The 25,365-nt window shown below is 35.0% G+C and carries 24 protein-coding genes; 17 read left to right on the top strand and 7 right to left on the bottom strand.

Features of this window, described 5'->3' with window-relative positions; translation table 11 throughout:
- Positions 1–27: 27 nt before the first annotated feature.
- Positions 28–732, bottom strand: a complete 705-nt coding sequence (locus tag LY01_RS11865) for a hypothetical protein (RefSeq protein ID WP_104516075.1) — start codon at positions 730–732, stop codon at positions 28–30.
- Positions 733–866: 134 nt separating this feature from the next.
- On the opposite strand from LY01_RS11865, the gene LY01_RS11870 reads away from it, so the two are divergent.
- Complete coding sequence (locus LY01_RS11870) at positions 867–1,499, top strand: 7-carboxy-7-deazaguanine synthase QueE (protein WP_104516076.1); 633 nt, start codon at positions 867–869, stop codon at positions 1,497–1,499.
- On the opposite strand, the gene LY01_RS11875 is transcribed toward LY01_RS11870, so the two are convergent.
- On the bottom strand, positions 1,496–2,044 hold the full coding sequence (locus LY01_RS11875; RefSeq protein ID WP_104516077.1) for a DUF2911 domain-containing protein: 549 nt from the start codon (positions 2,042–2,044) through the stop codon (positions 1,496–1,498). The genes LY01_RS11870 and LY01_RS11875 overlap by 4 nt on opposite strands.
- 170 nt (positions 2,045–2,214) lie before the next feature.
- Here LY01_RS11875 and gyrB point away from each other — a divergent pair, with 170 nt between their 5' ends.
- The 14 genes from gyrB (at position 2,215) to LY01_RS11940 (ending at position 18,955) form a co-directional block, all read left to right on the top strand.
- Positions 2,215–4,152, top strand: a complete 1,938-nt coding sequence (gene gyrB, locus LY01_RS11880; protein ID WP_104516078.1) for a DNA topoisomerase (ATP-hydrolyzing) subunit B — start codon at positions 2,215–2,217, stop codon at positions 4,150–4,152.
- Between the two features lie 142 nt (positions 4,153–4,294).
- Positions 4,295–5,392, top strand: a complete 1,098-nt coding sequence (locus LY01_RS11885; protein ID WP_104516079.1) for a DUF6588 family protein — start codon at positions 4,295–4,297, stop codon at positions 5,390–5,392.
- A 143-nt stretch (positions 5,393–5,535) separates the two neighbouring features.
- The gene (mdh, locus tag LY01_RS11890; RefSeq protein ID WP_104516177.1) at positions 5,536–6,456 is read left to right on the top strand and encodes a malate dehydrogenase; all 921 of its coding nucleotides are present in this window, start codon (positions 5,536–5,538) and stop codon (positions 6,454–6,456) included.
- A 250-nt stretch (positions 6,457–6,706) separates the two neighbouring features.
- A complete protein-coding gene (locus LY01_RS11895; protein WP_104516080.1) occupies positions 6,707–7,312 on the top strand; it encodes a hypothetical protein in 606 nt (201 codons plus the stop codon).
- 180 nt (positions 7,313–7,492) lie between these two features.
- Positions 7,493–10,558: a protein translocase subunit SecDF gene (gene secDF / locus LY01_RS11900; RefSeq protein WP_104516081.1), complete on the top strand. Its 3,066-nt coding sequence runs from the start codon at positions 7,493–7,495 to the stop codon at positions 10,556–10,558.
- 206 nt (positions 10,559–10,764) lie between these two features.
- Entirely contained in the window at positions 10,765–13,425 is a 2,661-nt protein-coding gene (locus LY01_RS11905) for a T9SS type B sorting domain-containing protein (protein ID WP_104516082.1), read from the top strand.
- A gap of 413 nt (positions 13,426–13,838) precedes the next feature.
- Positions 13,839–14,000 carry a hypothetical protein gene (locus tag LY01_RS15165; RefSeq protein ID WP_170034623.1) on the top strand — a complete coding sequence of 54 codons (162 nt, stop codon included), beginning with the start codon at positions 13,839–13,841 and terminating at the stop codon, positions 13,998–14,000.
- 6 nt (positions 14,001–14,006) lie between these two features.
- The gene (locus LY01_RS11910; RefSeq protein ID WP_104516083.1) at positions 14,007–14,444 is read left to right on the top strand and encodes a hypothetical protein; all 438 of its coding nucleotides are present in this window, start codon (positions 14,007–14,009) and stop codon (positions 14,442–14,444) included.
- 245 nt (positions 14,445–14,689) lie between these two features.
- The gene (locus LY01_RS11915; protein WP_104516084.1) at positions 14,690–15,178 is read left to right on the top strand and encodes a hypothetical protein; all 489 of its coding nucleotides are present in this window, start codon (positions 14,690–14,692) and stop codon (positions 15,176–15,178) included.
- Between the two features lie 197 nt (positions 15,179–15,375).
- Positions 15,376–15,768 carry a hypothetical protein gene (locus LY01_RS11920; RefSeq protein WP_146080428.1) on the top strand — a complete coding sequence of 131 codons (393 nt, stop codon included), beginning with the start codon at positions 15,376–15,378 and terminating at the stop codon, positions 15,766–15,768.
- Between the two features lie 122 nt (positions 15,769–15,890).
- Complete coding sequence (locus LY01_RS11925) at positions 15,891–16,781, top strand: RHS repeat-associated core domain-containing protein (protein WP_104516086.1); 891 nt, start codon at positions 15,891–15,893, stop codon at positions 16,779–16,781.
- Complete coding sequence (locus LY01_RS11930; protein ID WP_104516087.1) at positions 16,778–17,119, top strand: hypothetical protein; 342 nt, start codon at positions 16,778–16,780, stop codon at positions 17,117–17,119. Before LY01_RS11925 ends, LY01_RS11930 begins: the two co-directional genes overlap by 4 nt.
- Positions 17,120–17,512: 393 nt before the next feature.
- Complete coding sequence (locus tag LY01_RS11935; protein ID WP_104516088.1) at positions 17,513–18,616, top strand: RHS repeat domain-containing protein; 1,104 nt, start codon at positions 17,513–17,515, stop codon at positions 18,614–18,616.
- An 18-nt stretch (positions 18,617–18,634) separates the two neighbouring features.
- The gene (locus tag LY01_RS11940) at positions 18,635–18,955 is read left to right on the top strand and encodes a hypothetical protein (protein ID WP_104516089.1); all 321 of its coding nucleotides are present in this window, start codon (positions 18,635–18,637) and stop codon (positions 18,953–18,955) included.
- A gap of 337 nt (positions 18,956–19,292) precedes the next feature.
- Here LY01_RS11940 and LY01_RS11945 read toward each other — a convergent pair whose 3' ends face one another.
- The 3 genes from LY01_RS11945 to LY01_RS11955 form a co-directional block, all read right to left on the bottom strand.
- Positions 19,293–19,775, bottom strand: coding sequence for a DUF192 domain-containing protein (locus tag LY01_RS11945; protein ID WP_170034625.1), 483 nt, complete (start codon positions 19,773–19,775; stop codon positions 19,293–19,295).
- On the bottom strand, positions 19,768–20,718 hold the full coding sequence (gene lgt / locus LY01_RS11950) for a prolipoprotein diacylglyceryl transferase (protein ID WP_104516091.1): 951 nt from the start codon (positions 20,716–20,718) through the stop codon (positions 19,768–19,770). The genes LY01_RS11945 and lgt overlap by 8 nt, the downstream gene beginning before the upstream one ends.
- A gap of 68 nt (positions 20,719–20,786) precedes the next feature.
- Positions 20,787–21,341 (bottom strand): thioredoxin family protein, encoded by a 555-nt coding sequence (locus tag LY01_RS11955; protein WP_104516092.1) that lies wholly within the window; start codon positions 21,339–21,341, stop codon positions 20,787–20,789.
- A 146-nt stretch (positions 21,342–21,487) separates the two neighbouring features.
- Between LY01_RS11955 and LY01_RS11960 the strand changes: the two genes are divergently transcribed.
- Positions 21,488–21,787, top strand: coding sequence for a phosphoribosylpyrophosphate synthetase (locus LY01_RS11960; RefSeq protein WP_104516093.1), 300 nt, complete (start codon positions 21,488–21,490; stop codon positions 21,785–21,787).
- Positions 21,787–22,119 (top strand): tRNA-binding protein, encoded by a 333-nt coding sequence (locus LY01_RS11965; RefSeq protein ID WP_104516094.1) that lies wholly within the window; start codon positions 21,787–21,789, stop codon positions 22,117–22,119. Before LY01_RS11960 ends, LY01_RS11965 begins: the two co-directional genes overlap by 1 nt.
- A gap of 102 nt (positions 22,120–22,221) precedes the next feature.
- Here the strand turns inward: LY01_RS11965 and LY01_RS11970 are convergent, their stop codons facing one another.
- Both LY01_RS11970 and LY01_RS11975 read right to left on the bottom strand, forming a co-directional pair.
- A complete protein-coding gene (locus LY01_RS11970) occupies positions 22,222–24,771 on the bottom strand; it encodes a M14 family metallopeptidase (protein ID WP_104516095.1) in 2,550 nt (849 codons plus the stop codon).
- Between the two features lie 114 nt (positions 24,772–24,885).
- Positions 24,886–25,269, bottom strand: coding sequence for a PUR family DNA/RNA-binding protein (locus LY01_RS11975; protein ID WP_104516096.1), 384 nt, complete (start codon positions 25,267–25,269; stop codon positions 24,886–24,888).
- Between the last annotated feature and the right edge of the window lie 96 nt (positions 25,270–25,365).

Below are 25,365 nucleotides of genomic sequence, written 5' to 3' on the forward strand. Positions count from 1 at the left end.
TTTTGTAATGTCTTTAAATGGTATTATTTAATCGGATACTCTTAAGATCCCTATATCACAAAAGTCTAATGGTTCTACTGTTTCGCTATTAGTTAGATAAAAACGTAGGTCGAGCACTTGACCAGCTGTGATTTTAAATTGAAACACCCCAGAAGCACCCCAGTAATCGTTACTTCCAGGTATATTAGCGTATCCACGACATAAATAACCTTTGCGACTGGAGTCTATAAAAACACCTAATATGTATTTATGATCTCCACTATTAACATTACGCAATGAAATCCCTCCGCTTATTTGATAAGTTCCAGATTTTAGTATTCTAATTTTTCCGTCAGATATAACATCAAAATGTGTAGGGTCTGAAGAGAGAATTTCTCCAGAACCTTCACCTATAGGGAATTGATGAAAGTTAGAATCGGTTCCTATATCTTCAGTTCCATTAAAACTTTTATACAAAGTGATTTGTGGAATGGTGGGAACTGCCTGGTTCTCCCAATTTGAATTTGTATAAATGTGTAATGATTTTGTATCCGTATTAAATACAATAGAGCCTTCTAGAGGCGTTGGGATTAAATTCATTGCGGCAGTATCCATTCTAGGAGGGACAAAACTGCCAGTTGTACTATCTATTTGTAATGCAGAGCCGTCATCAGGGGTTGAAGTATTGACACCTACTTGGGCTGTAATAATCTGGCTAGAGATTATTATAAGTAAATAAAAGAATTTTTTCATGAAGAAAGTAAAGAGTGAGTATGGTTAAGTATTTGAATAAAATATAGTTGAGGGATTATATTTTTTACAAATGTATTAATTTATCATATGTTACTCTGTTATAAATAATGTAAAAGCTAACGTATCTTTGCAAGATGCTAGAGAAAACAATACAGCAACAGGTTGAAAAAGGTACTATGTTGCCTTTAATGGAAGAATTTTACACCATTCAGGGTGAAGGATATCATACTGGTCGCGCGGCTTATTTTATTAGAGTAGGTGGTTGTGATGTGGGATGTCACTGGTGCGATGTAAAAGAGAGCTGGGATCCAGAAAAACACCCACCTACAGGTGTGGATCAAATCGTGGTAAATGCAGCAAAGTATAGTAAAACTATAGTAGTGACAGGAGGAGAGCCTCTTACATGGAATATGGAACCTCTTACTACAGGTTTAAAAAATGCCTCTCTCGATGTGCATATTGAAACCAGTGGAGCCTATCCGCTCTCTGGTCATTGGGACTGGATTTGTTTATCGCCTAAAAAAGCAAAAATGCCACTTCCTGAAGTCTATGAAGCAGCACATGAGCTTAAGGTAATCGTATTTAATCGTCATGATCTCGCTTTCGCGAAAGCGGAATCTGAAAAAGTATCTTCTACATGCAAGCTTTTTTTACAGCCAGAGTGGTCTGTGCGTGAAAAAATGATTCCATTTATTACCGAATTCGTTATGGAAAATCCAGAATGGCAAGTCTCTTTGCAAACTCATAAGTATTTAAATATACCTTAGGGATTTACCACGGTAAAAGGTACGCTAGCGATAGTGTCGTCCCAACCTAAGAATAACATACCTCCATTGTTTTGTTCTACAAAGCTTATAGAGAAGGACTCTATTTCTTGTGGTGATGGTAGTACGTCCATAGTGGTGGTGATTAGGTTTTTAGAGGCGTCATATTCAAGTCCAGATTGTGTGGTGTCTGTGTTAAGTATAAATTTCCAATTATTTTCACTCGGAATAGTGTAAAGAGAGTAGGTGCCTGCTTTTACTAGTTCATTATTGAATTTCACATCCTTATAAAACGCGATCTCAGTCGCTTCATTTGCGCCAGTTCTCCATACTTGGTTATAAGGAACTAATTTTCCGAAAATTTCTCTGTCACGTTTAGATGGGCGGCTGTAGATTACTCTAGCAACAGCGGCTTTATTTGCGTCGCGATACATAACCACATCTAGTGGACTTTTATCTAGTTGAGAGAAAGTTAGGTCGCTCTCATTTTGTGCAAAGGAGAAAAATGAGCAGGTTAGACATAAGAGAATAATTTGAATATTTTTCATAGTATGAGTTGTTGATTATGATAGACCTAAATTAATCAATATTAATGCCATATGCCTATTAATAATTTGTTAATAACTTAAGCTGCTATTTTAATGGTTAAGGCCTATAAACATTAGTGGTTTCTTATATTTGTGTATTACGCAAATAGCAGTAAAAATCATACGTATTTATGAGCGAAGAAAATAATAAAAATTACGGCGCAGATCAGATTCAGGCGTTAGAAGGAATGGAGCATGTGCGCATGCGTCCATCCATGTATATAGGAGATGTAGGAGTTAGAGGTTTGCATCACTTAGTTTATGAGGTGGTTGATAATTCTATAGATGAAGCGCTTGCTGGACATTGTAATAATATTACTGTACAGATAAATGAGAATAACAGTGTTACCGTGACTGATGATGGTCGTGGTATTCCTGTTGGGATTCATAAAAAAGAAGGAGTGTCTGCATTACAAGTAGTAATGACTAAAATCGGTGCAGGTGGTAAGTTTGATAAAGATTCTTACAAAGTATCTGGTGGACTACACGGTGTTGGTGTTAGTTGTGTAAATGCACTTTCTGATCATTTAAAAGCGACCGTTTACCGTGATGGTAAAATATGGGAGCAAGAATATGAGCGTGGTAAAGCTATGTATCCTGTTAAGGCTATAGGTGAAACAGATAAAAGAGGTACTGATGTTACTTTTACTCCAGACCGTTCTATATTTCAACAGACTACAGAGTATAATTATGATACTCTAGCAAATAGGTTACGTGAACTAGCATTTTTAAATAAAGGAATAAAAATTATCCTTACTGATGCTAGAAGACAAGATGAAGAAGGGAATAATATTACTGAGGTATTCCAGTCAGAAGAAGGTCTTAAAGAATTTATACGTTTCTTAGATGATACTCGCCAGCCTATTATAGAAGATGTGATCTCTATGGAAGGTGAGAAAAATGGTATTCCTGTAGAAGTAGCGATGATTTATAACGATAGTTATTCTGAAAATTTACATTCTTATGTAAATAACATTAATACGCATGAAGGAGGAACGCATCTAGCTGGTTTCCGTCGTGGTCTTACTTCTACATTAAAGAAGTATGCTGATGGTTCTGGTTTATTAGATAAATTAAAATTTGATATTGCAGGAGATGACTTCCGTGAGGGGCTTACTGCTATTGTTTCTGTAAAAGTTCAAGAGCCACAATTTGAAGGACAAACAAAAACGAAATTAGGTAACAGAGAGGTAACAAGTGCTGTTTCTCAAGCGGTGTCTCAAATGCTTGAAGATTATCTAGAAGAGCATCCTAATGACGCAAAAATAATTGTTCAAAAGGTGATACTTGCAGCTCAAGCACGTCATGCGGCGCGCAAAGCTCGTGAGATGGTGCAACGTAAAACGGTAATGAGTGGTGGTGGTTTACCTGGTAAACTTTCTGACTGTTCTGAAACTGATCCAACTTTGTGTGAGGTATTCCTTGTTGAAGGAGACTCTGCAGGTGGTACGGCAAAACAAGGTCGTGACCGTGAGTTCCAAGCTATCCTGCCGTTAAGAGGTAAAATTCTTAATGTTGAGAAAGCGATGCAGCATAAAGTTTTTGAAAATGAAGAGATTCGTAATATTTATACCGCTCTAGGTGTTACTATAGGAACTGAAGAAGATTCTAAGGCATTGAATCTTGAGAAACTACGTTACCATAAAATTGTTATTATGTGTGATGCCGATATTGATGGTTCTCACATTGCAACTTTAATTCTTACTTTCTTCTTCCGTTACATGAAGGAGTTAGTGGAACTGGGATATATTTATATAGCAACGCCGCCTTTATATCTTGTGAAAAAAGGTGCTAAAAAACGCTATGCATGGTCAGATAAAGATCGTGATGAAATAGCAGAAAGTTTCGGTGGTGGAGCAGCTATTCAACGTTATAAAGGATTAGGTGAGATGAATGCAGATCAGCTTTGGGATACTACTATGAATCCTGAATTTAGAACATTGCGTCAGATTACCATAGATAGTCCTGCAGAGGCAGACCGTGTGTTCTCTATGTTAATGGGTGATGAAGTACCACCTCGTAGAGAGTTTATAGAGAAAAATGCGATTTATGCAAATATTGATGCATAGATAAAGTACGTGATAATTTAAAAAAGCTCTCTTTTATAGAGGGCTTTTTTTATGTTCTGTTTTTAAAGGGTACTTTTACGGTCGGCTTTTTATAAAAGGTGATTTATTTAAGTTTAATCAATTATAGTTTAAATTTAAGAATATGAAACTGAATAAAAATATAGTAATTATCGTGCTGTGTTGTTTTGGGTGCTTATCGCAGGCGCAAAATGGCTTTTCTGATATTCTTGCGGCAGGTGTAGAGGCGGCAGATAAATATGCAAATTCTTACACTGCTCCAGCAGCTGAAGCTTTTACCTATAATCTAGCCTCTGGATGGTATGAAAGTGGTAAGGTGTTACAGCCTGGTAAGTTTAAATTACAAATTAAAGCTCAAAGTACTTTTGCTCCAGATGAAAAGAAGTCATTTGTTCTAGATCCATTAGAGTATGAACGTATCATACAGGATAGTTATAATAATACAGGTAATCCTTCAGCAAATATCTCGGTAACTTTTGGTGATGGTAGTACGACACCTAGGTTAGTAGCCAGTGCTCTCGGTGAAAATAATCCAGATGAGTCCTTAATAATAAGGAGTAGAGAGTCAAATACAAATTTATTATTACAAGAAGATATTATAACGCTAGCTCAGGGAATAGGTAGTACAGGTCTTGATGTGGTGCCATCGGCATTTTTTCAAGTAGGAGTAGGTCTAGGTGCTGGTCTAGAGGTTAAAGCCCGTTTTATACCAAAAATAGAAACAGATGAGGTAGAAACAGGTCTTTACGGTGTAGGTTTACAGTGGGAACTGACACAGTTTTTTACTAATGAAGATGGAGTGAATAATTTGCCAGTTTCTGTTTCTGTTTTAGGCGCGTTTACAAGGTTGGATGCTTCTTATGATTTTGAAGATGGCGCAGTGGTAGAAGGTAGTGACCAGTTATTAGAAACTAAAACAAACGCTTACAATTTTGCTGCTATTGCAAGTACAAATTTTAAAGTTCTTAATTTTTATGGAGGTCTTAATTACGTTTCAGGAAATTCTACAACAGATTTAAAAGGTACATATACCTTTAGATCTAACACGGTTATTTTTCCAGTTTCTAGTACCGTTGAAGATCCTTTGTCATTAAAAAGTGATGTAAGTGGTGTTTTAGGAACCTTAGGTGCAAAATTAACTTTGGGAGCATTTAATATCAATGCAGATTATAGTTTTGGAGAATATGACACGGCAAGTGCGTCCGTATTTTTCAGAATTTAAGAGTTTATACATTAATTATCCTTTTTGGGATCTTAACGTCCATAGTTTTAAGGCTACTTTGTCTTTAATTATGGGCGTTTTGTTTATTTTTGCTTAGAGCCATTTTAGGCCTTAAATTATACTATAAATTAAATCATTATAACATGAAAGTTACCGTAGTAGGAGCAGGTGCAGTAGGCGCTAGTTGTGCAGAGTATATTGCAATCAAAAATTTTGCAAGTGAAGTAGTATTAGTAGATATCAAAGAAGGTTTTGCCGAAGGTAAAGCAATGGACTTGATGCAAACAGCATCATTAAATGGTTTTGATACTAAAATTACTGGAGCGACAAATGATTACTCAAAAACTGCTGGTAGCGATATCGCTGTTATCACTTCAGGAATTCCACGTAAGCCAGGAATGACTCGTGAAGAATTAATAGGTATTAATGCAGGTATTGTAAAGTCTGTTTCAGAAAGTCTAGTAAAGCATTCTCCAGACGTTATCTTAATTGTGGTTTCTAACCCAATGGATACCATGACTTACCTTGCGCACAAAGTAACAGGATTACCTAAAAACCGAATTATAGGTATGGGTGGTGCTTTAGATAGTGCACGTTTCAAATACCGTCTTGCCGAAGCTCTTGAAGCGCCGATATCTGATGTAGATGGTATGGTTATAGGTGGTCACTCTGATAAAGGAATGGTTCCATTAACACGTCTTGCAACTCGTAATTCTGTGCCAGCAAGTGAATTCTTGTCTGAAGAAAGATTAGATGAGGTACTTCAAGCTACTAAAGTAGGTGGAGCAACTCTTACAGGTCTTTTAGGTACAAGTGCATGGTATGCACCAGGTGCTGCTGTTTCTGGACTAGTACAGGCTATCGCTTGTGACCAGAAGAAAATATTCCCATGTAGTACTTTATTAGATGGCGAGTACGGACTTTCTGACCTTTGTATAGGTGTGCCAGTTGTATTAGGTAGAAATGGTATCGAGAAGATCGTAGAGATAAACTTAAGTGATGCTGAAAAAGCTGCAATGCAAGCAAGTGCAGAAGGTGTAAAAGCTACTAACGCACTTATCTAGAGATTAGATACATTTTATTATATAAACCGCTCCATGTGAGCGGTTTTTTTATGCCTTATGTTTTCTAAGTAGCTTATGTGTGTTTTAATTGTTTTTCTGTATTCCGCTTTCGCGAAAGCGGAACTTGTAATCATATTTTAATTGATAAATAAATAATTGAAAATCAATAAATTATGTAGTTATTATGACTGCTAGACTTTAAATAAATAGGGTTAGTGTAAAAGCAGATGTAATTCTTTATATTTGGCACGTGAATGTAAAATGGTACATAGGCGCACTGATCGCTATAATCTCTTATTTTGTTGTAGAACAACAAAGTGTAGATGTACCTAATCAAGAGGTTCTACTTACATTTATACAAGGTGAAAATACTTCTTCTAAAGATCTAGCAATAGAAACCGTAAAGGCTCAATTATTGAGTTTAGGTGCTAGAAATGTAACTATTTCTAGTCTAGATAATGGCTCTTTAAAAGTGTCTTATTACAGTCATCTAGCTATTCAAAATGTAAAAGAACAATTATTTAAAGATCTAGATGATTCAACAGGTGTAGCAACTGCATTATATCATGTAGGAGACGAGCCTGTAAAAGAGAATATACGAGATTATCAAATAGATGTTTATGAGATTCAAGAAAATGTCGTTTCAGGATTTGATAATGAGGGTAAGTGTTACTTTGAATTAAAACAAGATTATAATAGAGGCTCGCAAGTTTTAGGCTTTGTAAGTCCTGTTGTTACTATTGATAGTCGCAATCAATTAACTGCGATAGCGGTAAAAGTTAGAGGCGACGTCTTATTTGCTTTTAATGATTCTACCTATAAAATTCCAGAAGTAAGAGCAGGCCCTATTTCTTAGGTCTGGTTGTTAACCAGTTTATTCTACATAAATAGATATTCATGTATTAATGGGTGTCTAAGAAAGGTTATCATTCTTTTGATGATAAATATTTCGTTTTTAAAGGACAAATGAATTGTCCATATAAAAGGTAAATCTCATATTTGCCGACTTTTAAATTTAACCTAAAAATATAACAACATGCAAAATAAAGGATTGATCCGTTTTTTCGCGATCATTTTTGCAATAGCTAGTATTTACCAGCTTACCTACACGTTTATTACTAATAAAGTAGAAGGTGATGCTGATGTTTATTCTAGTTCTAAAGTAGATGAAAGTGCTGTAAACGCATCTTCATTAAAGAGCGAGGCTCAAAAACATTATTTAGACTCTGTAGCATCACAAGATGTATGGGGTGGATTTACAACTTATGCTGACGCAAAGAATCAAGAACTTAAGAAAGGACTTGACCTTAAAGGTGGTATTAACGTAATTCTTCAAGTATCTGTACGTGATCTATTAACAGGAATGGCAGACGATTCTACTGACCCTGATTTTAATAGAGCGCTAGATGCAGCAGATGAAAGAATTAAAGATGGTCAGGATGACTACTTTAACTATTTCATTGAAGAATTTAATAACATAGATGGAGCACAACTTGCGTCTCCAGATATTTTTGCAAATCAGGAAATGCAAACTCGTGGAATTGAATTTGACATGAGTAATTCTGATGTAGAGCCTATTCTTAGAGAAGAGCTTAAGGACTACATGACTAGTGCATTTGATGTACTTAGAAAGCGTATCGATAAATTCGGTACTACACAACCTAACTTACAGCAATTAGGTACTTCTGGTCGTATTCTTATTGAATTACCTGGTGAGACTGATGTAAAGCGTATTAAGGATATCCTTACTAAGGCGGCACAATTAGAGTTTTGGCATGTGTACCAACCTAATGCAATTGCTTCTTATTTAAACGAAGCAAATACCTACTGGGCAGCAAAGCTTGCAGCTAGCGCGGCATCTCAAAAAGAAGCTGTTGCAACAGACGATCTTGCAGCACAAACTGAAGTAGCTACAGATTCTACTGAGGCTGGTCTAGGAGATTTATTAAATCAAGAAAATGAAGAAGAAGCTTCTACAGATGGACCTTCTAATGCAGACTTTGATAAGAGTCCTATCTTTAGTAGAATGTTTCAATCTCCTAATGGAGCACTTGCAGCTTTTAAAGCAGAAGATAAAGACTTGATAGATAGTTATATCAATGACCCACAAGCTAGAGGTAAATTAACTTCAGAACAACGCAATGTGAAATTTGCATGGGGACTTCCTGTTCTTAATGAAGCGTTAGGTTATGAAATTATAGATTTATATGCATTAAAAGGTAACTCTCAAAATGAAGCGCCACTTACTGGTGGTGTTATTACAGATGCAAGCCAGCAGTATGGTAACTCTGGACTACCAGTAGTGAGTATGTCTATGAATGGTGAAGGTGCTAAGATCTGGGAAGATATGACTGCTGAAGCTTATCAAAACCAATCTCAAGTATCTGTAGTTTTAGATAATACAGTGTACAGTGCGCCTAATGTAACTAACGGTGCTATTTCTGGTGGACAGACTCAAATTTCTGGTAACTTCTCAATTGATGAGGCTAAAGATCTTGCAACAGTTCTTAGAGCTGGTAAATTACCTGCAAAAGCAGAAATTATTCAAAGTGACGTGATCGGACCATCATTAGGTCAAGAAGCTATTGACAGTGGATTATGGTCATTTGGAATCGCTCTTTTATTAGTATTAGTATGGATGTTCTTCTATTATGGTCGTGCAGGTTTATATGCAGATATTGCTCTTTTAGTAAACATACTATTCATATTTGGAGCTCTTGCATCTCTTAAAGCAGTTCTAACTTTACCTGGTATTGCAGGTATTGTATTAACTATCGGTATATCGGTAGATGCTAACGTACTTATTTTTGAAAGAATACGTGAAGAACTTGCAAAAGGTAAATCACAAGCAGACAGTATTAAAGATGGTTTCAACAACGCATTAAGTTCTATTCTAGATGCAAACGTTACAACATTCTTAACGGCTGTTATTCTTTATGTATTTGGAACAGGACCTATTCAAGGTTTTGCAACTACATTAATGATAGGTATTCTTACTTCATTATTTACAGCAATCTTTATCACAAGATTATTTGTTGATGGTTATGTAAGTAATGGGAAAACTATTGGATTCTCAACATCTATTACAAAAAACTGGTTTAGAAATGTAAATATCGACTTCTTGAAAAAGAGAAAGATGGCTTACATTATTTCTGGTGTTTTAGTTGTAGGAAGTTTAATCTCTCTAGCAACTAATAAGTTGAACATGGGTATTGACTTTACTGGTGGACGTACTGTAATTGTAGGTTTTGCTCAAGATGTTAATGCAACAGAGATCACAAAGCAACTAAGTGCCGAAGATATCTTCGGTAGTGCTGAGGCGAAAACTTATGGTTCTGGAAATCAATTAAAAATTAGTACGAAGTATGGTATTGATAGAGATGATAGTGAAGTAAGTCAGGAAATAGAAGATAAATTATATCAAGTTCTTAAACCTTATTTACCTAGCGACATGTCACAAGCTCAGTTCGCTGATGTGAGTAACGAAAACAAGAAGCACGGTATTAGATCTTCTTTCCAGGTAGGTGCATCTATTGCAGATGATATTCTAACAGGTTCACTTTATGCGATTTTAGGATCTCTTATCGTGGTGTTTATTTATATCTTAATACGTTTCCGTAAGTGGCAATTCTCATTAGGTGCAGTAGCAGCTGTATTCCATGATGTTATTATTGTATTAGGTGCGTTCTCTGTATTATACAAAGTGTTGCCATTTAACATGGAAATAGATCAGGCGTTTATTGCAGCGATCTTAACCGTTATTGGTTATTCACTGAATGATACAGTGGTTGTATTTGATAGAATACGTGAATTCATCAACGAGCGTACTAATTGGGAATTCCCTAGAACGGTTAACTCTGCAATAAGTAGTACTATATCACGTACATTAAATACATCTTTAACTACATTAATTGTATTGCTTGCTATCTTCATATTCGGTGGTGAGTCTATACAAGGATTTATGCTAGCGTTAATTATCGGTGTAATAGTAGGTACATATTCATCTGTGTTCATTGCAACACCAGTGATGTTTGATACCATGACTAAAACAAATGGAAAATTGACTCCTAAAGAGCCAAAACCTGAAAAAGAAGAGCTATAATCTATCTTTTTAATAATTTATTTAAACCGCTTGATCACATCAAGCGGTTTTTTTATGCGTTATACCGAATAAATACGTGTTTTATCTAATTGTGTAAATTTGTTTGATAAACAGTTCATAGAAATTATAATTTCTTAATAATGGGTTAATGAATTTGATTATTTTGCAGGTAGTTATAACCATATCCAAAACGCAATACTATATTTATGAAAAACTTTATTCTTAGTTGTATAGGCATACTATTTTTTACAGCCTTCTCAACCGCACAAGACTTTCCTATGACCGACGGTGAGTTTGTTACTTGTTCAGGTAGCTTTACAGACTCAGGTGGTATTACTGGTGATTATGCTGTTAGTGAAAGTTTTACTATTACTTTCTGTTCTCCATTTGAAACAGATGCTATGCGAGTAACTTTTAATTCATTTGACACACAGTTCGGTGATATTCTTCTTGCTTATGATGGAGATAGTAATACAGCTCCTTTTTTAGGTGTTTTTCAAGGAACTACGTCTCCAGGAACACTTCTAGCAAGTGCTACAAATACCTCAGGGTGTTTAACTTTTACTTTTATTTCTAATGGAGCAGGAACTTCAACTGGCTGGCAAGCTGCTGTAGAATGTTTTGACACATGTCAAACTATTACTACAGATATAGTAACCGTACCTGCAATTGATGCAGACGGTATCCTTAGATTATGTCAAGGTGAAGTTGTAGACTTTACTGGTTCAGCTACATTTTCAAATGATTCTGCTGGAGCAACCTATAAATTTATATTACCTGACGGTACAGAGGCTTTGGGAACTACTTTACAACAGACTTTTAATGATCCAGGTGTTTATAGAATAGACTTCGTCGCTACCGCACCAGACGGTTGTAGAGATAGATCTTTAGAAGATATTGTTATACAAGTATCTACTACACCAGACTTTACTGGTACTGTAGCTGCAGATACTTCTATCTGTTTTGGAGAATCTACGAACATTACTGGAATGGTTGTAGCAACTGAATTTGCATCACAAGTTGCACCTCCAGTTTCAGGTGTAACATTTTTACCAGATGATAGTGGTACAACATTTTATGAAACTTGTATTGATGTAAGTGGTTTTGCTCCTGGAGCAACGCTTAGTAGTGCAGCAGACTTACTAGGCTTCTTCATTAATATGGAACATAGTTATTTAGGAGATTTAGATATTACCTTAACTGCTCCTAACGGTGCAGTAATTGATGTAAAAACCGGTGGTGGTGGAAATACATTTTTAGGTGTACCTATTGATGTTGATTCAGATTTAACTCCTGGAGTAGGATTTGTTTATAATTTTACGGAAGCACCTAGTGCTACACAGACTCTTTTACAAGCTTCTGGAGCAGTGTCTACACTTCCTGCAGGAGATTACCTTGCAGAAGATCCTTTCTCTACATTTGCAGGAACATCTCTTAATGGATTATGGTGCCTTAGAATTGTAGATAACTTAGGTAGTGATAACGGTTATATTTTTGAATGGGGTATCAATTTTAACCCATTAATTGTTCCTGACGCAGAAAGGTATACTCCTGGTGAAGTTTCTCAAGAATGGGCTGCAAATGCAGATATTACCGCAACAAATGGAAATGTTATTACCGTGACACCTACTACTGCTGGGCAACATTGTTATGACTACATATTTACAGATAGTTTTGGCTGTACATATACAGAAACCATTTGTATAGATGTAGCTTCAGAAATTACAGTTGTCGAGCCTAATGATATTATAGTATGTGCTCAAACAGGTTCGGCGGCTCAAGTAGATTTAACAGCGCGTGATACTCAAATTCTTAATGGACTAGATCCAGTTGCGTTTAGTGTTACTCCATTTGGTAATCAGGCAGATGCAGATGCTGCATCAAACCCATTAACTAGTATAACAGCTTATGATGTTAGCACTAGTGAAACTGTGTTTGTTAGAGTAGAAGAAGTTGCAACAGGTTGTTTTGAAGTTGTAGAGTTAGATATTGATTTCTCTACAGCAGCTTATACAGCTGTACCAGATTTAGAATTATGTGATGACCCAACTAATGCAGATGGGATAGAAGTTTTTGACTTAACTTCTCAAGATAATGGGATTTTAGGAACTCAATCTAGTACAGAATATGGTGTAACTTATTTCTTATCTCAAGCAGATGCAAATGCAAACTTGAATGAGATCTTAACGCCTGGAGCTTTTGATTCTATGGGAGAAACGATTTATGCAAGAGTTTCAAACCTTCAAGATGCAAACTGTTTTACAACTGGTACATTTGAATTAGTAGTAAATGCAGTACCTACCATAGGAACTGGTGTAGACGTTACAGAATGTGATGAGTCGCCTATCGATGGAGCAACATCATTTGATTTTACAGTAAATGACAGTGCAATCTTAAATGGTCAGTCGGCAGTAGATTTTACGGTTAGTTATCACGCAACTCAAAGCGATGCAGACGCTGGTAGCAACTCGATATCTACATCGACAGTAGTTGCTGGAGGTACTATTTATGCAAGAATTGAGAATAATATTACAGGTTGTTATAACACGTCAACTTTTAACTTTGTAGTAGAAACTTGTGAGGTAGAGGTTCCAGAAGGTTTCTCACCTAACAATGATGGTATTAACGATACGTTCTCTATTCCTGGTGTAGATCAGTTTTCGAATTTTGAAATGAAAGTATTCAATAGATTAGGTTCAGTCGTTTATGAGACTAGAGCAAATAACTATGTTGAGTTTACAGGTATTCCTAATACAGGAGTAGCCGCTGGTGATGGATTACTTCCAGTAGGGACTTACTTCTATGTAATTAAGTTTAATGATCCAGATACTGAAGATATTGCAAGCTGGATGTACATTAACTATTAAATATAGATACTAGTATCGCTTTCGCGAAAGCGAAACAAGTACTAAAAATCTTAAATACAAATGCCTCTCTGTAATGGAGAGGCATTTTTTATTTTCTATTGGTTTATCAACGTTGTTTTCTTTGACTTTTAAGTATCTTTTAGTCAATCAATAAAACTGCTAGTGTTCATTTCTATCGAGTAAAGAGTATGAGTAAAAAAGAATAGTTTAAAAATAAATAAGAAGCCTTTAAGGTGTAGAGATTTTCATGATTTATTATATTTATGTCTTCACTCTGTATGGTACTAGTTGCAAACTAGCACTAGTGCCAGTAGGAGAATTTACAATATATTTCTGCGACAGGAGACACAATTGAAGGTACGGCAGGAACTAGTCGTGGAGAAGCAGTCTCTAATGCGCCTAACTTTATTAATATGATTCGTAGTGAAATGTTTCTTGAAGAAAATTTGATTGGAGGTTATGAAGCATGGCGTCCACATGTTAGAGCAGCTAATAATTTACCAAATAACCCTAGAAGTGGATGTTCTACGAGTGCTTGTGAACTTCGTCAAGAAATGCAAAAAACTCATAAGTAAATAGCTATGAAAAATTTTTTATTATTATTGATTTGTTTTTGTTTTTTATCTTGCGCAAGTGATAAGTTCGTAAGAAAAGCAAAACATAAGGAGAGTACTCAAGACCTCATAGAATTCAAGGATTATCTATTGAAAAATAATGTTATGGACGACTTTAAAGAATCTAGGCCTATAACAGGAATTAAGGATCCAGTGATACTTGGTTTTTATAATAAATACAATGTTGGCTCTATGCATATTTGGAAGTGCGGAGAGGATAATTACGATACGCCAAGTAGCCCTTTTATTACTTGTGGAGATACCATAGATTTATATTATAATGGTACACATATGATATCAACTATTCATGCTATAACTTTTGACTACTCTTCTGAGCCTCTTGAGTTAAAAGCATCTATTGATGAAGAAAAACATAAAATAACAAATCGAATTTATGTGTTTTAATTCAGCACGTCTCACGCGTTTGCAACATTTTCGTTAAAGCCTAGCGTTTGTTATGCGCTGTAGCTCGATAGAGAATAAAAAAGGAAAACTTTAAATCAATTTCTTTAATAAATTGCGAATGTTCGAAGTAATTACATAAATCATTGAAATTACTTTTTCGCAACAGCGAATTAAAAATTTAAAAGGAGCTTCTCATATGAGACGCTCTTTTTTATAAAATAAAATCACACAAAAAAACTTAAATTATGAGATCATTCAATTTCAAAATATTTGTATTAATTTTCTTCTGTACTTTATTCTCTTATGCTCAAAAGGAAGATTCAACAACACACTCGAATCTAGTTTTTTTTAAGAACGAACAATTGATAAAAGAATTGGAGAACATTATTAGTAAAAATGATACCTGTCAAAACAATAAAAACAAGTTTAATTGGTATATTGATTTTAAGGAAAATGATTACATTTTAGTCACTCAAGGCAAAATTGCTAATCTGATAGACTTGAATAATTATCAGGAAAAAGCCATACTTTCAACTGTCATTAACAATAATGTTGTATTTGTAGTAATCAATAAACAAAACGACTTATTATTTAAAACTGATTTTAATATAGATTTGAGTAATTACGTAGGTAAATCTGTTATTTCTTTTAGAGATATTTCTGCTTGGCTTATTAAAAAGGATACTCAAAATTGTTACCATTTAGTCGATTCTCAGATTAGAAAATGCGATTAAAACCTCCCTAGTTGGCCCCTGCCACCGCCAGTACTCGTTTCTAACGAGTACAGAATATGAGTAAAAAAGAATAATTTAAAAATAAATAAGAAGCCTTTAAGATGTAGAGATTTTCATGATTGATTATATTTATGTCTTCACTCTGTACGGTACTAGTTGCAAACTAGCACGAGCGCCAGCAGGAGAAAGTGGTTATTATGAAAAAAAATAAATTTTTTATTATTGTGTTATTCTCTTTTTCAATGATGTTTTGTGTGTCTTTAAAAAAGAGCACAATGTGTTTTCAATTGAAAAATGGAAAGGAAGTTTGTTTAAATAGTGAAGATATAATTACTGAAGATTATGGTTTTACTATACTAAATAAAGAAAAATTAAACAGCTTAAAAGGAGAGGAAATTCAAAGAATCTTTGTCTCTAATTCTAATTTAAATGAGCGTGATGTGATATTTTTTAATATCTTTTCATCTTCAGTCCCTGAAAATGAATTGTATATAATAAATTTAAATAAAGATAAAATTAAATTTAGTGATGAATCCTTAGTGAATTGTAGTAAACAATTACTTGAAGTTTTAAATGATTGGTATAACTAGCCCCCTCGCTGGCGCTCATTTTTAACGAGTGCTAACCTAATGAAGCTAGTAAACACGATACCTATTGATACCATCCAGACCATCTAGGAACCACAAATGCATTAACAGACGTAAACGGTAATATGTACCAGTTTTTCCTTAACTTACCCTTTGGAGAAACTATGGCAGAGCAAACCTCAATATCTTATTACCAGACCGAGTTCAAGTTCAACGGTAAAGAACTGGACAATGAAACCGGTATGTATTATTATGGAGCACGCTATTATGACCCTAGTTTAAGTATATGGATGAGTGTTGATCCACTCGCAGAGCAGTTTCCTAACTTCTCACCTTATAACTATACCATGAACAATCCTATCAATATGGTTGATCCTGATGGTAGGGCGCCAGAAGTTGTGAATGATATTATATTCATAAATACCGAAGGTACTGTTATAAATACTGTTGAAGATGATGGACCCAATGTGGTTTATGAATTTGATAAAACTAGCAATGAAATTACTTTAGTTGATGATATAAAAGGTGAGATCACAGAGTCCGCTAACAATATTAAAGTAGGTGATAAAATTGTTGATGGAGATCTTTTTAGATTAGTAACAGATGTTGAGATATTTAGAATTGAGGAAAATTTGGATTTAGATAAATCAGGTGATAGAGAATATGGTCACTATTGGGTTGAAACACATGGAAATACAGAGAGTTACGGATGGTGGCCAAAGAAAAAGGGTGTAAATCTTTCAGATACAATATTTGGAATAGAGGGTGAGCTTAATGGACAAACCAATTACTCAGGAGGTAGTCGAACTTTAGATCCTCATCATAGCGATAGATATGCCGGTATAGATAAATTCAATGTTTATACAACAGGCGGAGGATCAGTAATTGGTATTTCTGACAAGATTAGAAATTACGCAAATGATTATTCTGGGCAGTGGAGCTATCCTATAGGTCAGAATTGTCATTCCTTTCAAGAAGGTTTCTTGGAGAAACTTAATTTAACTATTGACCCATGAGAATAACTTATATAGTAATAGCAATTATTTTATTGTCATGTAATAATTCTTTAGAAGACAACAATAGTATGAAAATAAAATATTTTCATACTTGGTCCGGTTATAGTCATCCTATAAATCCTATTGGTGAAATGCTAGAAAGTGATGTGAAAACTTATAAGTTTTCTTATTACATAGCCTCATACGATGATGAAAAACTGGTTTCATTCAAAAAGATTTATAAGAAAGAACTAATGTATGAGTATAAATATGTTTATAATAGTGAATCTGAATTAATAAAGGTGATTATTGTTGATAAAGATGGTGTGTCTAAGAATATCTCATTACTAAAAGATTGATTGACTATTTTCCACGTCGCGCGCGTTTGCAACGCGTTCGTTATAGTCTAGCATTTTTAATGCGACACAGTACCATCCTCGTTGCGCGCATTTGAAACACTAGGTAATGTCCCAAATTAGGACATAGCTAAAAAATAGAGTTCAAAAAATGAAAAACAGTAATCAACAATAAAGTTAATTTCCACGTCGCGCGCGTTTGTAACGCGTTCGTTAAAGTCTAGCATTTGTAATGCGCTACAGCTCTTATAGAATAAAAAAAGGAAGCTAGAAACAGTTTTCCTTTTTTATGGCTTAGAGATGTTAGTTTAGTTAGTTGTTTAGAATTGCATTTTTCGCAATAGCGTAATAAGAAAAGATAGTACGTCTTCGAATTATAACGCCCAAAAGTCAGATTTGGTCAACTTATTAAAAGAGACCAGCTTCAATAATTTTGTCTATAAAAAATATGAAGGCACAACCATTGAAGAACAAAAGAAACGATACGAGCGATTAGATCAAGGAAAAGATGAAAAAGAAATAGAAAAACGAGCGCCAGTAGATGTTCCTATCTACTTTTACCATCCAGACCATCTAGGAACCACAAATGCATTAACAGACGTAAACGGTAATATGTACCAGTTTTTCCTTAACTTACCCTTTGGAGAAACCATGGCAGAGCAAACCTCAATATCCTATTACCAGACCGAGTTCAAGTTTAACGGTAAAGAACTGGACAGCGAGACCGGTATGTATTATTATGGAGCAAGATATTACAACCCTAGTTTAAGTATATGGATGAGTGTGGATCCGTTGGCGGAAGAAATGCCTGAATGGTCGCCTTACAATTACACTTTTAACAATCCTATTAGATTTACTGACCCAGATGGTAGAGCACCTGAAGCACCTGAAGCACCTGAAGATGTAATTATATTAATTGGTGGTGCATACAAAGGGCATCCTTATGGACACGTTGCTATTGGGATAATAGACGCTAATGGAAATACAATAGTATATGATTTTGGAAGATATAGAGCAACTTCAGGAACATTCAATGAATCAGGCGATGGAGTATTAAGAGTTCATTCAAGTTTAGAATCATACATTGAAGGAGAGAATGCTACAGGAAGAACTACTTCTGGATATAGATTTAAAAGTACACCAGGAGAAGATATGAAAGTAGTAGAGTATTTTACAGGATTAATTGAAAAATCAACAGATAGAAAAACAGAGGTTAAAGATACGCGTTGGAGCTTTAAATTGGAAGACGATTATCACGCCACAGGTAACAACTGTACAACTTTATCTTTGTGTGGTTTAAATGTAGCTTTGCCTGATGTTGCTAAAGAGTTAAAAGACCCAAAAGAAAGTAAAGGAAGAGGATTAGGATGGAAAGAAAAACTTGCTGACAACACTATAGGAAATAATTCTATAGGGAATAAAATATTTATGCCAGCAGATTTAAAGAAAAATATCGATACTAAAAATAAGCATATCGACAGCAAACAATATTCTAACTAAGATAAAAGAATAATAATTATGAAGTATATAGTAGGTTTAGTTTTAGGTGTAATACTGACAGTTTTATTGTTGTTTGTATTTAGAAATAGTTTGAATGACTTTTTACCTGGAGTTACTTTAACAAATAAAATAGATAAAAATGTACAGTTAGAGGAAAGATGTTTTATAATCCAAAATCATAAAGTTGTTGGAGAGCTTTATACTGGAATGGTTATTAAGCATATATCAAATGATGAATTAAAGAGATTTTCAATAGACATAGCGTTAGATAAATACAATACATTAAAAACAAAAGAAACGGATGAATATCCATTCTCTGAAATAAGGACAAAAAAGTAGTAACCCCTTTCCACGTCGCGCGCGTTTGTAACGCATTCGTTTTAACTGGGCATTTAACATACACATTTGTAATAACAATAGAAGATAAGTCAAAACAACTTTTGAAAATGACGCATTTGTTCAATATAACATTTGTAGTGTATACAATATTAAGAACAATGTACTTACAACACGATCCTACGATAGATTTCAGTTGTTGAGAAGTGGTTTTGTGTAAATAGTAATCATTCTTTATTTGTGTTTCTCTTTCGCGAAAGCGAAACTCTTAAGAACATTATTCCAAACAAAAAATGCCTCTCAATATGAGAGGCATTTTTTTATATGATAATGAAAGGTTTTAATTGATTTTTTGCCATTTGAAAAGATCACCTTCTTTAAGATTCCATTTCTCTACCATACCTGCTTTTACCTCGAGTACGTATTGTGCCTCACCTTTACTTTTTAATAAGGTTTCGTCTTTAGGTACCGCGTTAGTATAGTAACTGTCTATGCGATTATTTGCAGTTATGTAGATAATGTCTAGAGGTACGTCGGTGTTTTTCATGTAGAAAAATCGAGGTCTAGAATCGTTAAAAACAAAAAGCATTCCTTGATCTTCAGTAAGCTGTTCTCTATACATCATACCTAGTTGGATGGTGTAATCAGTATCGGCTAGTTCTAGCTTTAATTGCTGGAGAGTGTCTTTTTCTTTATTAATAAGCACTGCTTGTGCCTCGTTCTTAAAAGACCAGTCACGAGCTCTCATTTCTGCTTCTTGGTCAGGTTTGCAACCGTGCAAGAGACAGGTTAATATTAATGTGCCTAAAAATAGTTTACGCATCGCTTTTCTTTTCAAACATACCATCAGGTCGGAACATAAGAAATAGACCCAATAGAATAAAAGGAACGCTTAAAAGCTGACCTGTATTAAAGTGCATGCCTATAAGTTCAAAAGCATCGGTATCTGTTTGTGGTTCTTTTACCGTTTCAATATGTAATCTTACTGTAAATAGTAGAACAAAGAATAACCCTAATATATACCCTAGTTTATTGCGCTTATCTGTTTTCCAGTAGACAAAATAAAGAATTATAAAAACTCCTACATAACAAATTGCTTCATACAATTGTGCAGGGTGTTTGTAAGGTATAGCTTCTAATACATCTGCATATTGAGGGTTGTTTACCAGTGTGTCAATAGCCTTATCGGTATCTAATATTTTAGTTTGTTGTAATGCAGCTCTCACATTATCATCACTCGTGTCGCGTACAAATTTAAATCCAGCAAAAAAGTCGCCGCTAGGTTTTCCATTTATCTCGCTATTCATAAGGTTACCTAAACGTACAAAAGTACCTCCTATAGCGGTAGGTACCACGATACGGTCCAGTATCCATAACATGTTTTTCTTTAAATGTTTGCGGCTGTAAAAGAACATAGCGATAATAATACCTATAGCTGCTCCATGACTCGCCATACCTGCAAAACCGGTCCATTTAAATGGAGATGTCTCAAATGGTAAGAATACTCTTAAAGGGTCTGAGAAAAATGTAGATGGCTCATAAAATAAATAGTGGCCTAATCGTGCACCTAGTAAACAGCCTATTACCGTGTACATAAATAGCGGATCTAGTTTTTCTACACTCACACCATCTCTTTTAAAGATAGGTTTGATAATGTACCATCCTAAGACAAATGCGATAACATAAGAAAGACTATAAAAATGCAATGTAAAAAAGCCTAAATCAAGCCCTTCTAACGGATTCCAGATCACTTTAAGTGAGAACATAAACGGTAATTTTATAAGTTGCTAAATTACTCTTTATCGTTTAAAATAGCGACTACTTCATCTTTCAATTATTTCCACTTGATATTGCAACCTATACTTGGTTTTTGTGGCTCTGGAACTTTTTTATTACCCAAAAGTGCATCCATAGATTCACGTAATGACCTGCCGGTAAGTGGTATTCCGTTTCCAGGTCTCGAGTCGTCTAGCTGGCCTCGATAGACTAACTTTAATCGGTCGTCAAATAAATAAAAATCTGGTGTACATGCCGCGTTATAAGCTCTCGCTACTTCTTGCGTTTCATCATATAAATAGGGAAAAGGGTAGTCGTTCTCATCAGCATGTTGGTTCATGCGATCTGGTCCATCTTGTGGATAGTTAACGACATCGTTACTAGAGATCGCTATAAAGTTAAACCCTGTAACTCTATAATCATTTGCTATTCTCACCAGTTCTTCATTTACATGAATTACAAACGGACAGTGATTGCATATAAACATAACCACCGTACCTCTAGCTCCTTTTTGATCTTGCAAGTGGATCATGTCACCACTTACGGTGTCTAGTAGAGTAAAGTCTGGTGCCGTTGTTCCTAACGGTAGCATGGTAGATGGGGTTAAGGACATGATAGTTTTTATTTATTAGTAGTAAAAGTATGATTTTTGTTACGCTTTCGCGAAAGCGAGACCATTAACCATCATTTTTCTTTTGCTAAACTTATTTTAAACCTTCTTCTAAAGGATTTGTTTTCTTTAAATTGAAAATAAAAACTATGAAAAACGGATACAATACACTATCAGAAGCGATAGAAGACTTGCAAAAAGAAGGTTTTACAATAAACTTTGATCTAGTAGAAGATGGAGTGCATTCTAAAGATTTGAAAAAACAATGGAAAGCAGGAGAGATAGAAGTGGTAAAGTTTTATAGATTTGAGGGAATGAGCAGCGCAGGAGATAACACTATTCTTTATGTTCTAGAGTGTAAAACAGGTGAGAAAGGATTGCTGGTAAATGCTTATGGAGCAGATGAATATGTCTCTCCAGAAATGATAGAAAAATTAAAAATGAATTAATGGAGATATCTTGGGGTGATTTTGAAAAAATAGACATGCGTGTAGGAACGGTGATGACGGTGAGTGATTTTCCAGAAGCACGTAATCCTGCTTATCAATTGCAAATTGATTTTGGCGATTTAGGTGTTAAAAAAACCAGTGCGCAAATTACTAAGCGATACGATAAAAAAGACCTGGTAGGTAAGCAAGTTATAGCGGTAGTTAATTTTCCTAAAAAGCAAATAGCCAACTTTATGAGTGAATGTCTAGTTCTGGGCGTGGTAGGAGATGATAAAGATGTTATCTTGTTACAACCTAATGCTCATGCAAAGAATGGCGATCGAGTAGGATAAAGAATCTTTATATAGGGTAAAACCTAAACTAGAAATTTTCCATAAAAAAATGCTTCTGAATATTCTTTCAGAAGCATTTTTTATGGAGTCAGAATTCAAAATTTACATTTGCTCAGCAAAGAAAATAGCGTTCATTAATAGTTTATTAGTTCCGTACCAGAATGCTCTAAACTGAGTATTATCTGTAAAACCTATCACGTCTCCACGACCATAATTATTATGCTGAAATGGCACCGTGCTCTTTAAAGCCTCTAGATTTATATCAGAAATATAGCCACTCATTAAAGGGCTGTCTGTATACTTGATAGGATTGCGGTAACTGTCTTTATTTGGTTCTACAAATAGTGTCGTGTTTCTAAACATAGGCAACTGGTCATCTTTAAAGCCAAACGCAATAGGATGTGATCGATCCAGCTTGGTTTCAAAAATAGCTCCACCTATACGTTGCGCGCCGCTGTGATCGCGACGTTGTTCAAAGGTGATGTTCTTTGCAGGGTTTTCTGTTTTTTTGAATTTAAGAGGTAACAATTTAGAACTGCTCATCCATCTTAATGCGCTACGATATCCTATTAAAGTACCACCATTGCGAGTCCATGTTTTTAATTGGTCGATCACCTCATTTTCTGGACTACCATATGTCGCTGGAACAATAATTGTATTGTAACGACTCAAATCCTTACGGTTAATATCTGCTAGGTCTATTTTTGTAATAGGAATATCATATTGCTGGTCCATTAAATGCCAGATCTCTCCAGCGTCAGATGGGTTAATGCCTTCACCTACAAGAACAGCGATTTTAGGTAATTTAATATCTCTAAACTGACGTGATCCTAAGTCGATTCCTTCTGTGAGGCCGGTGTTTACAATCGTTGTTTTAATCTTATATTCATTATTTAACTTCTTCATTATGCTCATCGAATCATAATTTTTAGAGCTAGAGTTTTTCATGGGAATCATTAAAGTACCATAATCAAAACTTTTACCGTCAATTTGAAATGGTTTCATTGCAACTTTTACTTTAACTCCATTTTTAAGTAGAATGTTCAATACTTTAGGACTATAATATTCATTCCAAGATATTAAATAAGCATATTCTGTAAAATCAACTCTATACATCGGATCATTAATGCTACGACGGAAAGTCCAGTCATTAGAGTAAAAACGCTCTAGAGTAATTTCCTCATTTGATTCACTCAAACTAGCACCTTCATCATAATCCATATCAAATGCTAGTGGAAAAGTCCATGCGCTGATGTCATAAAACAAACTGTCTTGAAAAGTAGTACGCTTTTCAAACATAGCGTTGATTAATCGAGAGTTTTTCTGATTCTTAGGTACGATGTAAGCATACCCTTTTTTATAGGTTTTACCATTTTTAGAAACATCGTTTTTAAGAGAGCGTACTTCTATTTTGTGTCTCAATAAAATTTCTGCAAGTGCATCTGTTCTTCCAGCATCTGTATGATCTCCAAAGATGATAGCGCCACCGCTCACTTCTTTTCTCGCATCTTTATAAAATTGATTTTGATAGTCTAGTATTTCTTTACGTTTATCAGTTGCTGCTTTTAAGGTGCTCAAAGCTGCTGTGAATTGGTTTCTTATCGTAAAAGGAAAAGTCAATACTCCGTTGTCAGAATTTTGAGCATGACCACGAGAGCTAGCTTGCTCAAACAAGATTCCTATAGATCCATTAATGTCTGGAAAAGTAGATCCCTTACCGTAGTAGAAATCGTCATAATCTTCTTCTGTGTAATAAAGCGAGCCTATCTTGTCAAAACCTTCTGCGAGGTAATTCCCTATTTCACGAGTCAGTTTTTGATTCATCGCAGGAGTTAGTGGGTGTGTTCTCGATGGTATTCCTGGTTGAAAAAAGAATGTGGAGTTAGTTCCCATTTCATGATGATCTGTAAGAATATTAGGTAACCATTTGTGGAATGTCTCTATGCGTGCTTGTGATTCTGGTAATTGAACTGGTAGCCAGTCGCGATTCATATCAAACCAATAGTGATTTGTACGTCCACCAGGCCAGGTTTCATTGTATTCTCTGTCGTAGGTGTCTGGGTTTACGTTATCACTTTTATTTTGATTAACCCAAGTGGCAAATCGTTGTAATCCATCAGGATTTAAACTAGGATCTAGAAGTATAACGGTGTTTTTTAAAAGTGCCTCTATTTCTGGGCCTTGTGCAGCAGCTAGGTGATAGGCTAGAAGTAGAGCGGCGTTAGAGCCACTAGGTTCGTTTCCATGAATGGAAAAACCTTGATAAACGACTATGGGTGCGTTAGTGTTGTCCACGGCATCCTTGTCTGTTGCAGCGACATGGTCTTTTCTTATTTGTTCTATGTTTTTTTGATTTTCAACACTAGTTACTGTTAGTAAGTATAAAGGTCGGTCTTCATAAGTTTTGCCACGATTTTCAATAGTAAAACGGTCAGATTTATCTGCTAGTACCATCATGTATTGCGCTAATTTATCATGAGATATATGCCATTTACCTGGTACATAACCTATTATTTCTTGCGGTGTAGGAATGTCAGGATTATAGGAAACATTTTGTGGTAAGTAATAATCTAGTGTAGGGTCTACAATAGTTTGTGCTGGTAACGCTTTCGCGAAAGCGAGAACCAACAATAGCAACATCGTTTGTTTCATGGTATAATTTTAATCGTGAGGTAATCGTAATTGGTGCATCAAAGAATGCGTGGGATATAAAAATAAAAAAAGCCTCTCATATAGAAAGGCTTTGTGATAATTTTAAGGATTTACTTATATGTCATCAAAACTGATGTCAGTAAAGCTTTCTGTAGAGTTAACAGTAGCTGTCTCTGTTGCGATAGGTGCCGCTTCTTCTCTTTTATAATCAGATTGATGGCGGTCAGATATAACTTCACCACCTTTTTTATCTATAATAAAGTCAGTGATCTCTTTGAGCGTGTCTCCAAATTCTTGAAAATCTTCTTTATAAAGATAGATTTTATGTTTCTTAAAGTGAAAACTACCATCGTCATTAGTGAATTTCTTACTTTCAGTAATAGTTAAGTAATAATCGTCTGCCTTAGTGGCTCTTACATCAAAGAAATAGGTACGTCTTCCTGCTCGTACTACTTTTGAAAATATCTCTTCTTGCTCTTGGTAATCTCGATCGCTCATGTTCTTTAAGTAGTGTTATATCTTACCAAAAATAGAAAAAAATGTCTAATAGAAAAGATAATCGATAATTAATATTATAAGCAACTGTGATATAGT

The sequence above is a fragment of the Nonlabens xylanidelens genome (genome assembly GCF_002934445.1).
Lineage (GTDB): Bacteria > Bacteroidota > Bacteroidia > Flavobacteriales > Flavobacteriaceae > Nonlabens > Nonlabens xylanidelens.

Excerpts from the sequence above, each read along its gene's own strand:
- LY01_RS11865 (WP_104516075.1), bottom strand. The coding sequence starts at position 732 with ATGAAAAAATTCTTTTATTTACTTATAATAATCTCTAGCCAGATTATT.
- LY01_RS11870 (WP_104516076.1), top strand. The coding sequence starts at position 867 with ATGCTAGAGAAAACAATACAGCAACAGGTTGAAAAAGGTACTATGTTG.
- LY01_RS11875 (WP_104516077.1), bottom strand. The coding sequence starts at position 2,044 with ATGAAAAATATTCAAATTATTCTCTTATGTCTAACCTGCTCATTTTTC.
- gyrB (WP_104516078.1), top strand. The coding sequence starts at position 2,215 with ATGAGCGAAGAAAATAATAAAAATTACGGCGCAGATCAGATTCAGGCG.
- LY01_RS11885 (WP_104516079.1), top strand. The coding sequence starts at position 4,295 with ATGAAACTGAATAAAAATATAGTAATTATCGTGCTGTGTTGTTTTGGG.
- mdh (WP_104516177.1), top strand. The coding sequence starts at position 5,536 with ATGAAAGTTACCGTAGTAGGAGCAGGTGCAGTAGGCGCTAGTTGTGCA.
- secDF (WP_104516081.1), top strand. The coding sequence starts at position 7,493 with ATGCAAAATAAAGGATTGATCCGTTTTTTCGCGATCATTTTTGCAATA.
- LY01_RS11905 (WP_104516082.1), top strand. The coding sequence starts at position 10,765 with ATGAAAAACTTTATTCTTAGTTGTATAGGCATACTATTTTTTACAGCC.
- LY01_RS15165 (WP_170034623.1), top strand. The coding sequence starts at position 13,839 with ATGATTCGTAGTGAAATGTTTCTTGAAGAAAATTTGATTGGAGGTTAT.
- LY01_RS11910 (WP_104516083.1), top strand. The coding sequence starts at position 14,007 with ATGAAAAATTTTTTATTATTATTGATTTGTTTTTGTTTTTTATCTTGC.
- LY01_RS11915 (WP_104516084.1), top strand. The coding sequence starts at position 14,690 with ATGAGATCATTCAATTTCAAAATATTTGTATTAATTTTCTTCTGTACT.
- LY01_RS11920 (WP_146080428.1), top strand. The coding sequence starts at position 15,376 with ATGAAAAAAAATAAATTTTTTATTATTGTGTTATTCTCTTTTTCAATG.
- LY01_RS11925 (WP_104516086.1), top strand. The coding sequence starts at position 15,891 with ATGTACCAGTTTTTCCTTAACTTACCCTTTGGAGAAACTATGGCAGAG.
- LY01_RS11930 (WP_104516087.1), top strand. The coding sequence starts at position 16,778 with ATGAGAATAACTTATATAGTAATAGCAATTATTTTATTGTCATGTAAT.
- LY01_RS11940 (WP_104516089.1), top strand. The coding sequence starts at position 18,635 with ATGAAGTATATAGTAGGTTTAGTTTTAGGTGTAATACTGACAGTTTTA.
- LY01_RS11945 (WP_170034625.1), bottom strand. The coding sequence starts at position 19,775 with ATGCGTAAACTATTTTTAGGCACATTAATATTAACCTGTCTCTTGCAC.
- lgt (WP_104516091.1), bottom strand. The coding sequence starts at position 20,718 with ATGTTCTCACTTAAAGTGATCTGGAATCCGTTAGAAGGGCTTGATTTA.
- LY01_RS11955 (WP_104516092.1), bottom strand. The coding sequence starts at position 21,341 with ATGTCCTTAACCCCATCTACCATGCTACCGTTAGGAACAACGGCACCA.
- LY01_RS11960 (WP_104516093.1), top strand. The coding sequence starts at position 21,488 with ATGAAAAACGGATACAATACACTATCAGAAGCGATAGAAGACTTGCAA.
- LY01_RS11965 (WP_104516094.1), top strand. The coding sequence starts at position 21,787 with ATGGAGATATCTTGGGGTGATTTTGAAAAAATAGACATGCGTGTAGGA.
- LY01_RS11970 (WP_104516095.1), bottom strand. The coding sequence starts at position 24,771 with ATGAAACAAACGATGTTGCTATTGTTGGTTCTCGCTTTCGCGAAAGCG.
- LY01_RS11975 (WP_104516096.1), bottom strand. The coding sequence starts at position 25,269 with ATGAGCGATCGAGATTACCAAGAGCAAGAAGAGATATTTTCAAAAGTA.